Here is a 13,081-nt window from a genome sequence, read left to right on the forward strand (position 1 = left end):
AAGAAATGGGAGCGATAAGCGATAAAGGAACCATCAGCCCAGGGTCGCCTGGCCCTGCCGTAATCTGGAATACCAATTAGAAATTTTTCCTTGACAAGATTTTGAGAGGGGTTTATAGTCACGCCCGTTGCACCGGAATTATCCCATTACGGGAGCCTCCATGCACCCTCTCTTCGAGCGTCGGCTCCGGCCGATTGCCACGGTCATTCTGGTTTTCTTCTCCTGGTTCTGCATTGAGCCGTGGAACTTCGCGGTGGCGGCGCAGACGCCGGCCCCACCCGCCAAAGTCTCAAGCAGAGAGAAAGGCCCTTCCGAAAAGCTCGAAGAAACGCTCCACAAAATTAAAAGCCTTACCCAAGCCCTTGATCAAGATCTCGCCGCCGATCAAGAGATCCAGCCCCGGATCGATCAGCTTGCCGAACAGCAAAAGAACGTCGCCGCCCTTGATGCCGCCGTTCTAGATGAATTTACCGAGACCGAGGCCTTTCTCAAAGCGAAGCATCTTCCGGCTGAGATTCTGGATCGGCATGCCAAGGCGCTCGCGGAGTATCAACAGAACATCCAAACCCTTCGGAAAAATCTGGACGATACCGTTCGGATTCATGGCGAGCGAAAGCGGGCGAAGGGGCGGGGAGATCTCAAAGGGGCCGATCAGAAAAAAGGGGAACTCAGAGCGAAACTGAAGGCGGCCAAGTCGCACCTTGAAGAAAAGGTGAAAGAGCGGCCGCACCAGAAGCTCGATCCGAACAACCTGCCGCACCGGATGCCGAAAGTCAAAGAGCGTGCCCCTCGGCTGAAGAAGGAAGAGTTCACCGAGTTCCAAAAACCGATTCAACTTGCCTTCAACGGCGATCCCTCCACACTGATGTTGGTCCAATCCACCCAAGATCTTCCCACGCCGGCCGATCTAGCCGAGACGATTGAGGTCCAATTCACGCCGGAGATCCAAGATCTTGCCGCGCAGTTGGAGCACCATCCGGTGAAGATTTACAACTGGGTCCACAACAACATCGATTATGTCCCGACCTACGGCAGCATCCAGGGGGCACAGATGTGCCTGATGACGAAGCAGTGCAACGATATCGATACGGCTTCGCTTTTGATTGCGCTCTTGAGGACGTCCGGTATTTCAGCGCGATATGTTTATGGGACGATTGTTCTCCCCATCGATAAAGCCATGAACTGGGTCGGCGGCTTCACCGATGCCAAATCGGCGGTTACATTCATCACCAGCGGAGGCGTTCCTGCCGCGGGCGGGATTAGCGGAGGCAAGATCACGGAGGTTCGGCTGGAGCATGTGTGGGTCGAAGCCTACGCCGACTACATTCCCTCCAGAGGAGCAGTTCATAAACAGGGGGATACCTGGGTGCCGCTCGATGCGAGCTTCAAGCAGCATCTTTTTACCCCCGGCGTCAAGTTACAAACCGCTGTTTCCTTTGATGGTCCGGCCTTTCTGGACCAGGTTCAGGCCACCGCAACGATTGATCCGAATACCCCTTCCGTCACCGGTGTGGATGCCGCCTATGTCCAAGCCTCCCTGACCGATTACCAAAACCAGATTCAGAGCTATCTCACGGCAAATCATCCCAATGCTACAGTCGGAGATGTCCTGGGGACAAGAACGATCAAAGAAGGGAAATCGAATATACTGCAACTGACGCTTCCATACAAAACACTCGTGACGGCCGGACGGTACTCACAGGTTCCGGATACCCTTCGACATAAGATTACGTTTGAGTTGAGCACCGACGCATTCTTCGGACCGGATTTCTCCTACACCGCTTCCCTTCCGGCATTGGCGGGAAAGCGGATTACCCTCTCTTACGATCCTGCCACGTCGTCTGATCAAGACTTGATCAATCAATACATCGATCAACTTGCGACCTCGATTCCGGCTTACTTGGTCCATCTTCAACCAAAGCTAAAAATCAATGGCGAGGTCGTTTCAAGCGGACCATCCATTGGCATGGGCCTAACCCAAACCCTGACACTTACGTTTACTTCCCCCTCCATCGGGCAGGACATGGTCTCGCATTTGATCTTGGCTGGAGATTATAGTGCGGTGGGGTTGAACCTGGGTCAGGTGACTGCCGACTTACTTCAAAAGCGGATTGACCTCAACGACTTCTCGGAACCGGTCGGGGAGATGCTTCATCAGACGCTACTTTCCTACTGGGGAGAGTTGGACGCGTTTAACAAAATTATTTCATCACAATCTCATGTCGCTGTGATTCGCCATCCTTCGGAAGGACTGGCTGCTGCAAAAGTGACTCCGACGTATCTGTTCGGCGTTCCAAATAAAGCCAGCTATAAGAGCCGAACGCTCGATATTGCCAGAGATTTACAAACGGTTATACACCAACGAGGAGATGGAGAGAAAATTTTCTCTTACTTTACTCAGGCAGGTATCTATTCGTCTGCATTGGAAGGGCTGATCTTCGATCAGCTCTTTGGAAGAAATCTCGGAGATGGAATATCAGCAGTAAGAATACTTGAGTTGGCAAATGGACGGGGAGTTCCGATCTATCTTGTAAATGCCAGTAATATTGGAGGCATTCTTCCATTATTAGAAATTTCAAATGAAGTTAAATCAAACATTCAGAATGCTGTTGGAGCTGGAAAAGTTATTCAAATTCCTAAACGAGAAATTACCCACGGTGGATGGCGAGGAGTGGGGTATGTGGTACAGGACCCTACCAGCGGCGCAGGAGCTTATCTTATATCTGGAGGGTTACTCGGGGGATCGGATGAGACAGCAGAAACCGTCTTTCCCTTGCCAGAAATACCTGCTTCTCCAGTTGTTGTATATCTGTTAATTGGTATCCTCGCCACTTTGGCAACAGCAGCGGGAGCGCCTACTTTAATTATTGCCGGAGGTGTTATCGTAGGGATTTTCTTAACGCCTAGTATTGCGGAGGCCACTACCGCAACGTATCCCAATACACAAGGTGGTAGCCTAAATCAGGGAGCAATCATCGCTATTATCCTTGCTATTATTAAAGGCATCTCTGATTCGATTAGTAGAACAAGGCCACCTGAGGACTGGATTGTTTTACGGCACTACACAAAACCCGAGAGCCTTCTTAAAATCTTTACTCCCGTCTTTGGACTGTTGCAGGCGGGAGTAGGAGAGAGCCGGGGAATATTTCTTACAGAACTTAAGTTGCACCCAGCGGGGTTTCGGCCTGATGGAACACCCAATTATGTATATATTGCAACTGCACTACAGTTATTTGATAAACTCGGAAATATTGAGGTAGAGCGTGGACAAGCGTTCATCGAATTAAGAATAAATAGGGCTGAATTTCCGCCTGGGTCATTTAGTATCCTTAAACCATGTGCGCTTCAAGAGGTCCAACCATGTAATGAATGGTTATATCCTTTTAGTACTCTTGAAATTAACTCGTCTCGTGTGAAGCGGATAGACTCCTTTCCGTATTAATACTTTAAATTAACAAGAGAGCATATTGTTGAGATACCTTATGAAAAAGTTTGATAGCGTAAATCAATATACGAACTTATATACAGCATATGATTTTCTTTTTGGGCTGGGAGTAGATAGGAAGATTTTCGATATCACCAATAGGACTGACCCGTCATTTTTAGGAACGTTTTCCCTTCCGTCTGATGGGTACAGAGAGGAGCTTTGTTTAGCCTACCAGAATTGGATCTTCTTTAATGCTGGCTACCAGGGAATCTACTTGCTTAACGTGGGAGATCCTTCACAGGCTTTGACAACTAAGTTTCTGCCGGGGACTTTAAAAATAGGGCTGTTCAAAGATGAATTTCTAATTGGAAGTTTTCAGGGCCTCGGGGCTAGGGTATACAAAATCGATAAACTCCCAAACACAGTGCAGGTAGGACAGATTCCTGGTGCAGATTCCCTATTTGATTTTTTCTTTTATAAAGACCACCTCTTCGTAGCGTGTCGGGAAGAGGGATTTAAAGTCTTCGACCTCTCCAATTTGGAAAAACCGAGACTTGTCTCACAATTTTTTAAAGACTCACTCTGCTTTGCCCTGGAACACTACCATGAGGAGATTGCTCTTTTTAAAATCGAAAGCGGGACAATCTTCGTCATGGACATCAGCCACCCGGCGAAACCCAGAAAAGTTGCAGAAATTAAAGTCAATCTACAACCCTACAAGAACTTTTTTGTTGATTATCCCTATTTGATTGTGTGTTTGAGAGAGAAAGAACGTTTCTTCAACGTCTATGATTGCTCAGATCCGAGCAGACCTCGGTTAGTTTACACGTATTCATCCCCGGACCTTAACTATTATACTCATCAGGGACATTTGATTGTCGCATGGGGACTCGCGGAAGAGGTAGACCAGCAAGGAAAAATAATTGAATTATCTCAATTATCGCAGCCGTTTGAGGTGCTTCAGGTGATTTCACGTGGTGAAATCCAAAAGCTAGCCTCATTTCAAAAGACGGAACGAATTCATTCGGTCGCTATAAAAGCGAATCATATCTACATTGCGAAAAACGACGGACTATTTGTCATGAGTGTTTTAGAGAATAAATAACAAGCCTTTGGAACTGAAGTACGTAGAGTCATAAAGTGGATTTAAAGCATGCCAAATGGTAGTGGATCTCCGCAGTGTTATAACTGCGACTTCTACATAACTTCTCAAGATGGAAGAAATTGTCGGAAACATAATTTTATTATGCCAATTATTTCAAGTGAGATTTTGTGAAAAGGGAAAAGGGGACAGGCTACTTTTCTTGGATTTTTCTCGGGCGTCCACGGGGCGTGAGGCTCGATACCAGCCCCAGCAGTTTCGCGATCATCGTCTGCCAGTCGGGCGAGCCGAAAGGCGCTTGGCGATTGACAGCGGTCCGGATGCGGGAGAGTTCTTGAAGAGACAGCGGCGTTTCAAGCAGATGATTCCAATCGACAGGTAAGGGAATCGGAATGAACGCGCTAAGGGCTTCAGGTGTTTTGGGTTGGACCACGAAGTGAAGGTGGTTGGGCATCAGGCAGAAGCCGAGGAGCATGACCGGATGTTTGGTCTTTGCGACGGCAAGCAGGTCGAGGAAAGCGCAGTAGCCTTCCTCATGATGAAGACTGAGCTACCGGAGTTCAATGAGTAATTATGCATGATCAAGTAAAAAAAGAAGTGATTTCTCAATTATTAGGCGAGCATTTGGGTTCTCATGTTCAGGGAGACTCATTATATTTTTTCAAACCTGATTACTATGAAAAGACTCCAGATCCAGAAAAAAAAGACCTAATCAAAAAAATGCTATTGGAAATTTTATCGACTAAATCTTTACTTCCTCAAAAGAGACTCCGCGCCTTTGCTGCCTATGCTTCAGCGGACATTGGAATGATGGAAGCAAAACCATATATCGAAAAGATAGCTGCTGAAAAATCAATTCGGAACAGTCAGTACTACGATATATTTGCAATGGCATTAGAAAAATTAAAATGATTGCGTTATATAAGGCAGAATCCTTTCTCGCTCAGGCGTCTAAATGAAACGCTCTCTTTGGGCTTTCCTCTGGATTTTGATGATCGTTTTTACTGCAACTGATACTTACGCCCAGGAGGCGTCGATCCATAACGGCTTAAGTTATCTCCATTCCACCCAATCTCCCGACGGCAGCTGGGGCGGCGCCGCCTCCTCCACCATTGACATCATCCCGGCTACAGCAACCGTCGTCGAAACCTTCCGCCTCCTCGAATCCGCCCCCTCTTCTCAGCAACTCCTCGGCCGAGGCTTTCTCACCAATCAAACATTGTCCGAAACCGACTACATCGCAAGGAGAATCCTGGCCCTGGCCGGAACAACCTCTGTCGTCGCCGCCGATCAAACGGCCCTCCTCTCCCTCCAGAACAAAGCCGGAACCGTCGGCTTCGCCAGCGACAACGGCTGGGGCGGGCTCGCCGGATATGGCAGCACCCTTTTAGATTCAAGCTTGGCGCTCCAAGCCTTTGCGGCGCTAGGCTACACCGATGCCACGGTCATCGCTCCTTCGGTCGGGTATCTCGTCTCGAAACAAAACCCCGACGGCGGCTGGGGCTTCGTCGCAGGCCAATCGAGCCACCCCTACACCACCGCCCTTGCTCTGAAGGCCCTGAGCGGCTACGCCAGCCAATACGCCCTGAACACCCCCATCCAAAACGCCGTCAATTACCTTCTCTCCCAGCAAACCGCCCCCGGCGACTGGGAGAACACCATTTACCTCACCGCCCTCGCCTACATCGGCCTCCACGACTTCATCCCGCAGGAGCCGACCGCCTCGGCCGTCAAAAACGTTCTTGCCTCCCGGCAACTCCCGAACGGCAGTTGGGGAGACGATCCATACCAGACCGCGCTGGCGATCCGGGCGCTGGCCCTGGCGGAGACCCTTCCTGCGAATCCGACCCTCGCGATCATCCGCGGACGGGTGATCGATGCCCAAACCGGACAGCCCCTTTCCGGCGTGGCGGTCGGCCTCACCGGGCCGGTCCCGGATAACCGGGTCACCGTGGGAGACGGCCTGTTCGAATTCAGAGATCTGACGCCGGGCGCGTATGCGGTGGCGCTGTCGCTGGTCAATTACGGCTCCCTCAATACGAATACCACCGTCGCCCAGGGACAGGTGATCGATCTCGGCACCCTCCAGATGACCCAGGGCGCGACCGCCGCCACCGGCACCGTGACGGGAACGATCTTCGATGGAGAGACCGGCCTGCCGCTCGAGGGGGTCGCAATCAGCATCGACGGCGGCCCCCCGCTCGCCTCCACCGCCGCCGACGGCTCGTACCAGATCAGCAATGCCCCGGCAGGGACGATCCTCCTCAGCGCCCTCCGGGCCGGCTATATCACCACCGCCATGACCGCCACATTGCAGCCGGGCGGGCACCTGGTTTTCTCTCCCAATTTATATCCCGGCATCTCGGCCAGTCTGACCCTCATTCAAGGGGTCGTGACCAGCGCCGTCACCGGCCTTCCACTGGAAGGGGTGGTTATCTCCCTCTCCGGCGCCACCAGCGGCTTTGCCACGACGAATGCCGAGGGCCGCTACACCATCGCCGTGCAGCGGGGGGTCATCACCATCACCGCCTCCCTCGCCGATTACGACACCGTGACCGCCGAAACGAATGTTCATTTCAATAACGTCACCATCTTTTCACCGAAGCTCTATCCGGCGAATACCACCCCGCCGGGAGAGAATACCGCGGGAGTCACCGGCCTGGTCCTCGACGCCGGGACCAATCAGCCGCTGGCAAACGTGACCGTGGCCGCAACCTATCGGAACGGCTCCCAAACGTTGACGACCGGTCCGGACGGTCGATTCTTGGTGGAGGGATTGATCGTCTGGACGACCGATCTCCAGTTTACCCTCTCCGGATATGCCGCCAACGAAAGCAGCGCCGTTTTGAACCCCCTTCAGACCGTCGACATCGGCCAGGTCCGGATGCGGAAGGAAAAGGTCGTTCTCCTCTTGCCCGATCTTGCGATCCGGGCGATCGACCGAACCGGCCTCCTGACTGATCCGCAGACGTTGGCCCTCACCGGCGCGCTGACGGCCATCGTCTCCAACCTCGGCACGGCGACCGCGTCGTCCGGCATCGATCTGCTTGCCTTCCAAGACACCAACCTCAACGGTGTCTATGATTTCGGCGCCGACACGCTCCTGGGGAGGACGACCCTCTCGACTGAAATCATCGTGGGAGGAGAGGCCGCCGCATCGATCCCTCTCCAGGGGAGCCTTTCGTTCCTCGATGCCCCGATTCACCTCTGGATCGACAGCGCCAAGGCCATCGTCGAGCTCGACGAGGGGAACAACATCGCCACCACCGCCGACCATTGCGTCGCCGTCCCCGACATTCGGACCTTCAGCCCGGTCTTAAAATGGGCCTGGAGAGAAAGCACGATCTTGCCGAACCACCGACAGGTGATGAGCATCCCGATCGTCGCCCCGCTCGAAGATACCAATGGGGACGGAAAGATCGATTCCAAGGATATCCCCGCCGTGATCTTCCATGCCTTCCAGGGGGGCCTCTACGATCGGGACGGGGTGCTGCGCGCCGTCAGCGGGAAGGACGGACAGGAGCTCTGGACCGTCACCGATCCGGCCTACCGAACCAATGGGACTGGAAGCATCGCTGTCGCGGATATCGATGAGGACGGCCGGGTGGAGATCATCGTTCCCGCAAACGGAGGAGGGGTCCTGGCATTCGAGCATGACGGCACCTTCAAGTGGAAGAGTCCGCAGCCGGCTCTGCCCGGATGGGGAGGGGCCGCCGTCGCCGATCTGGAGGGGGACGGACAGCTCGAGATCATGATCGGGCATACCGTTTTAAACAGCGACGGGACGCTGCGCTGGCGGGGAGGGGGGAGCGACGGCTCTTATCTCTCGATCGCCGCCGACCTCGATCTGGACGGCACGCTGGAGGTCATCGCCGGTTCGACCGCCTACAGCAACACCGGCCAGATTCTCTGGCGCAATCCCGCCGCCGACGGATTCGCCGCCGTCGCAAATTTTAATGACGACCCTTATCCCGAGGTCGTCGGCGTCGGAAACAGCCGCGTCGCCCTCTACAGTCACACCGGGGCGACGATTTGGGGGCCGGTCCTGGTGCCGGGCGCGGGGGGCGGGATGCCGACCATCGGCGACATCGACGGAGACGGTCTCCCCGAAATCGGCGTCGCCGGGGCGAGCCGATACGTCGTCTTCACGGCGGACGGGAGCATCCTCTGGACATCGCCGACGCAAGATCTCAGCTCGAAGATCACCGGCTCTTCCGCCTTTGATTTCGACGGAGACGGGCAGGTCGAGGTGGTCTATGCCGACGAAAAATTCCTCCGGGTCTACCGGGGGAGCGACGGCGCCTTGATCTTCCAGACCCCGAACACCAGCGGGACCGCCTATGAACTTCCGGTGATCGCCGATGTCGACAGTGATAACCATGCCGATATCGTCGTCGCCATCAACAATTATTATCTCTCCGGGTTCGGCTCGGGGATTCGCGTCTACCGGGACCAGAACAACAGCTGGGTCAACACCCGGAAGATCTGGAACCAGCACAGCTATCACATCACCAACATCAACGACGACGGAACGGTCCCGACCGCGGAGCGCAACAGCTGGGAGGTCCACAATAGCTATCGCCTCAACGCGCTGATCGACGAATCTCCCATCGCGGCCCCCGACCTGACCGCCTCGCTCTTACAGGTGATCGATCATGGGACCGGCCAGGCAGTGAGCCTCCGCGTGCGGATCGGAAACGGCGGGGCGTTTGTTTCTCCGGAGGGGGTCCTTGTGGCGTTCTACCAGGGGGACCCCGCCTCCGGCGGAACGCTGCTCGGCACGAAAGAAATCGGAAGCCTGTTAAAGGGAGCCTATCAGGATGTGGTTTTGGACGGCGTTTCGACTCTTACCGGCGGGCTCGATCTCTATGCGGTGGTCGATCCCGAGAACCGAATCCTGGAATGCGGCGAGAACAACAACATCGCTCGAACCGCGCTCGCCGCGAACGCGCGGCTCGGAACGATTCAGCCGGCGACCGACGCCGCCGTTTATCCGGCGAATGCGCCGGTGCAGCTCAGCGCCCTGATCACCAACACCGGCGCCCTGTCCGGCCGCTTCACCGTGGAGCTGCGGGTGGAAGATGGGGAGGGCGCGGTCGTCGCCGGGTTTGGCGTGAAGCCGCTCGGTCTGCTGGCGGGAGGGGCTGCGGTCACCTCGACGGAGGAATGGAACACCGCCGCCATTTTGGCCGGGAGCTATCGGCTGCACGGCTTTCTGAGAAGGGAGGAAGGCCTCCTCTTGAGCGAGGCGACGATTCCGTTCGAGATCCGCTCAGTGCGGCAGGCCGCGGCGACGATCCATCCCGACAAGATCGCCTACGCCTCAAATGAAGCGGTGGCGTTGAGTTCAACGATTACGAGCCAAACCGTGAACGACCTGCTGACGAATCTGACGGCGACGGTCCGCGTGACCGATCCGTCGGGGGGTGTTTTCTTTATCGAATCGAAGCCGCTGGCCGATCTTCTTCCGGAAGGGCGGGCCGGCTTTAAATCCTTCACGAATACCGGGACCGCGCCGGCGGGAACGTACACCGCGACGCTGGAAATACAATCGGGCGGAAACCTTCTCACAACAGCCACGCAGTCTTTTGAAATTCTCTCCAGCCTCTCTCAGGCGGCGGCGCTTTCCGGGGAGATCGCCGCCGACCCGCGCCGCATTCTGGAGCGGGAGAGCACCACCCTCACCTTCACGGTCCGGAACATCGGAAATGAGATCGACCTGCCGCTGATCGAAACCTCCATCTTGATCGTCGATCCCGACACGGAGACGCCGGTCCGGACCCTTCCGGGCGAGGTCTCCCTCAACGGCCGGGAGGTCTTCATCGACCGGATTCCCTTCGAGAGCGGAATCCTCCCGCCGAAGCCGTATCTGATTGTCCTTCAGGGAACCACCGCGGGGGTCACACAGACCCTCGGCAGCGCGGGACTGCAGATCGACCCCGTTCCAAACCATGCCCCTCTCGCCGATGCCGGGCCCGATCGGCTCGGGCTCACCGGACAACCGGTTCTGTTGGATGGAAGCGGAAGCGCCGATCCGGACGGCGACCCGCTGACGTTCGCCTGGCATTTTATTGCCGTTCCGCCGACAAGCCAGGTCACCGACGCCGCCCTTGCAAACGCGTCGACGCCGGCCCCTTCGTTCGTTTCCGACGCCGACGGGACCTACACGCTGCGTCTGGTAGTGAACGACGGTCTGACCGACAGCCCGCAGGATACGGTCTCGGTCTTCGTCAACCCGGCCCCTCATTTCGACCTTCACCCCGAAACGATCAACTTGAAGAGCAACGGCGGATCGAAGTCGGTCACCGGTGTCCTGACCTCGCCGGTGCTTTCGGCCTTTGCATTCTTTACCGCTCAGGACGGGGCGACGGTCACAGCCTCCTTCACACTGGAGAATCGGTATGTCGATCAGGATGGGAATGTGATCACCTTCACCCTTCCGGCCGATGCTTATCCCGGCGATGACACGGTTCATCCGGTCGATGCCGACGGCGACGGGGATGTCGATCTTTATCAGCTGACATTGAAATTCAACCGCGATCTGATCATTGCCGGTTTCAAAGATGCCAATGGAAACCTCAAGATCAGCCAGCCGACCGATCTGATTTCGACCGTCTTCGGAAATGACCTCGTCATCGGGAGCGACACAAACGAGGTGATCTCACCGCCGCAGGTCTCCAAGGGGGGAAAGTAGGCGGTAAGGCCGGATATTCCTCTTCTCTTCCGTATTCCCTACGAATAAAACACTTGACATTATCGGCAACCTATTGTATTTTATGGCCAATTTGCAAGCTCTCCGAAAGGGGAGACGGTCTTCAAGAATAAACCCAGCCGGATGGACCAAAGAAAGGGGTCACGATGAGAAAAGCCGACATCGCCAATGAAGTCTTCGATAAGTTAGGGATCTCTAAGAAGGAATCGGCCGATATTCTTGAAGCCATACTAAACTCAATCAAGGAGGTCCTCAAGAAAGGGGAGATGGTCAAGATCGCCGGTTTTGGAAATTTTGTCGTTCGACAGAAGCGGGCTCGGAAGGGTCGAAATCCAAAGACAGGCGAGGAGATCGGAATCACCCCCCGCCGCGTGGTGACATTCAGACCCAGCCAGGTCTTTAAAAAGTTCGTCAACCAATAGGCATAGGAGAGGATGCAGGACAAACTCTTTTATAAGATTGGGGAGGTCAGTCAGCTCACCGGCCTGGAAGCATACGTCCTTCGTTTTTGGGAATCGGAGTTCCCGGCCCTTCATCCGAAGAAGAGTAAAGGAAACCAACGGGTCTACACGAAGCGGGAGATCGATCTGATCCTTCAGATCAAGAAGCTCCTCTACCAGGAGGGGATGACGATCGCGGGGGCAAAGAAGAAATTGAACGGCGCCCCCGTTCCATCGGAGCCGCCGATGAGAGAGCCTCGTCACGAAGAGACCCTCGATCGGGTTCGAAGGGAACTGGAAGAAGTTTTACACATTTTAAGTTAGGCGGGGCGTAGCGCAGCCTGGTAGCGCACTCGTTTGGGGTGCGAGTGGTCGCTGGTTCAAATCCAGTCGCCCCGACCAATTTGTAGGTGAGCGGTCCATCTTTCGTGAAGAGAGGTCAGACCGCTCACCGACAGGCCCAGGGTCATTGAGATAAGATCTGAAAGCTGCTTGGCAGCTTTTTTTGTTTTGTGCCGGGGCGCCGCGCCTCTGCTCCGGTAAGGGTAGAGAGGTTTTTGTTTTGAGCAAGAAGGAAAAGGTCATTCTGGCGACGAATGATGACGGCGTCCACTCGCCCGGCCTGCATCAGCTGGCCGACGCGCTCAAAGAGGTCGGCCAGGTGGTGGTGATCGCCCCCGATCGCGAACGGAACGCGGCGGGCCATGCCCTGACCCTTCATAAGCCGCTTCGCGCCGACGAGATCCGTCCGGGGGTGTTCAGCGTCAACGGGACGCCGACCGACTGCGTCAATCTCGGGGTGCTCTATTTGCTGAAGGGGTCGCGACCCGATCTGATCGTTTCCGGGATCAACAAGGGGGGGAATCTCGGCGACGACGTGACCTATTCCGGGACGGTCTCCGCGGCGATGGAGGGGACCCTTCTCGGGATTCCTTCGATCGCTTTCTCCCAACTGGGCGACGGCCAGTATCACTTCGAAACGGCGGCGCGGTTTGCCGTCGGGCTGGTGCGGCTGGTTCTGAAGGAGGGGCTTTCGCGGGAGGTCTTCCTCAACGTCAATGCCCCGAATCTTCCCCCGAACGAGATCAAGGGGGTTCGGATCACTACGCTCGGCAAGCGGGTTTTCGACGACAGCACCATCATCGAGAACGCCGATCCGCGCGGGAGAAAATATTTCTGGATCGGCCTCAACGGAATGAAATGGGAGAAGCGGAAGAATTCCGATCATGAGGCGGTCGAGCGCGGGGAGATCTCGGTGACCCCGCTTCATCTCGATCTCACCCATCACGAAACGGTCGAACGGCTCCGCTCCTGGAAAGAGCAGCTGGAGACGGAGATCCGCTAAGTTGCGGTAGGTCCGGATCAAACCGCTCCGATGATTGCCATCGGAGAGGGAGACC

8 protein-coding genes and 1 tRNA gene are annotated in these 13,081 nt (G+C 55.3%); all 9 read left to right on the forward strand.

Annotation, left to right across the window (positions count from 1 at the left end):
- The first annotated feature begins 160 nt into the window (after window positions 1-160).
- The 9 genes from MNODULE_RS21855 to surE all read left to right on the forward strand — a co-directional run bounded on the left by MNODULE_RS21855 (window position 161) and on the right by surE (window position 13,026).
- Window positions 161-3,442 carry a transglutaminase-like domain-containing protein gene (locus tag MNODULE_RS21855; protein ID WP_168063319.1) on the forward strand — a complete coding sequence of 1,094 codons (3,282 nt, stop codon included), beginning with the start codon at window positions 161-163 and terminating at the stop codon, window positions 3,440-3,442.
- 40 nt (window positions 3,443-3,482) lie between these two features.
- Window positions 3,483-4,532: an LVIVD repeat-containing protein gene (locus MNODULE_RS21860; protein ID WP_168063320.1), complete on the forward strand. Its 1,050-nt coding sequence runs from the start codon at window positions 3,483-3,485 to the stop codon at window positions 4,530-4,532.
- A 421-nt stretch (window positions 4,533-4,953) separates the two neighbouring features.
- On the forward strand, window positions 4,954-5,100 hold the full coding sequence (locus MNODULE_RS21865) for a hypothetical protein (protein ID WP_168063321.1): 147 nt from the start codon (window positions 4,954-4,956) through the stop codon (window positions 5,098-5,100).
- 2 nt (window positions 5,101-5,102) lie between these two features.
- Entirely contained in the window at window positions 5,103-5,441 is a 339-nt protein-coding gene (locus MNODULE_RS21870) for a hypothetical protein (RefSeq protein ID WP_168063322.1), read from the forward strand.
- Between the two features lie 43 nt (window positions 5,442-5,484).
- The gene (locus tag MNODULE_RS21875) at window positions 5,485-11,223 is read left to right on the forward strand and encodes a carboxypeptidase regulatory-like domain-containing protein (RefSeq protein ID WP_168063323.1); all 5,739 of its coding nucleotides are present in this window, start codon (window positions 5,485-5,487) and stop codon (window positions 11,221-11,223) included.
- 164 nt (window positions 11,224-11,387) lie between these two features.
- Window positions 11,388-11,663 carry an integration host factor subunit alpha gene (locus tag MNODULE_RS21880; RefSeq protein WP_168063324.1) on the forward strand — a complete coding sequence of 92 codons (276 nt, stop codon included), beginning with the start codon at window positions 11,388-11,390 and terminating at the stop codon, window positions 11,661-11,663.
- Window positions 11,664-11,675: 12 nt separating this feature from the next.
- Window positions 11,676-12,005 (forward strand): MerR family transcriptional regulator, encoded by a 330-nt coding sequence (locus tag MNODULE_RS21885; RefSeq protein ID WP_168063325.1) that lies wholly within the window; start codon window positions 11,676-11,678, stop codon window positions 12,003-12,005.
- A gap of 1 nt (window position 12,006) precedes the next feature.
- Window positions 12,007-12,083 (forward strand) — tRNA-Pro (locus MNODULE_RS21890).
- Window positions 12,084-12,243: 160 nt separating this feature from the next.
- Entirely contained in the window at window positions 12,244-13,026 is a 783-nt protein-coding gene (surE, locus tag MNODULE_RS21895) for a 5'/3'-nucleotidase SurE (protein ID WP_181071175.1), read from the forward strand.
- The last annotated feature ends 55 nt before the right edge of the window (window positions 13,027-13,081 follow it).

It is taken from the genome of Candidatus Manganitrophus noduliformans (genome assembly GCF_012184425.1).
GTDB classification, from domain to species: Bacteria; Nitrospirota; Nitrospiria; order SBBL01; family Manganitrophaceae; genus Manganitrophus; species Manganitrophus noduliformans.

Bases quoted from the DNA above. Each gene is read 5' to 3' on its own strand.
- MNODULE_RS21855 (WP_168063319.1), top strand. From the start codon at position 161: ATGCACCCTCTCTTCGAGCGTCGGCTCCGGCCGATTGCCACGGTCATT.
- MNODULE_RS21860 (WP_168063320.1), top strand. From the start codon at position 3,483: ATGAAAAAGTTTGATAGCGTAAATCAATATACGAACTTATATACAGCA.
- MNODULE_RS21870 (WP_168063322.1), top strand. From the start codon at position 5,103: ATGCATGATCAAGTAAAAAAAGAAGTGATTTCTCAATTATTAGGCGAG.
- MNODULE_RS21875 (WP_168063323.1), top strand. From the start codon at position 5,485: ATGAAACGCTCTCTTTGGGCTTTCCTCTGGATTTTGATGATCGTTTTT.
- MNODULE_RS21880 (WP_168063324.1), top strand. From the start codon at position 11,388: ATGAGAAAAGCCGACATCGCCAATGAAGTCTTCGATAAGTTAGGGATC.
- MNODULE_RS21885 (WP_168063325.1), top strand. From the start codon at position 11,676: ATGCAGGACAAACTCTTTTATAAGATTGGGGAGGTCAGTCAGCTCACC.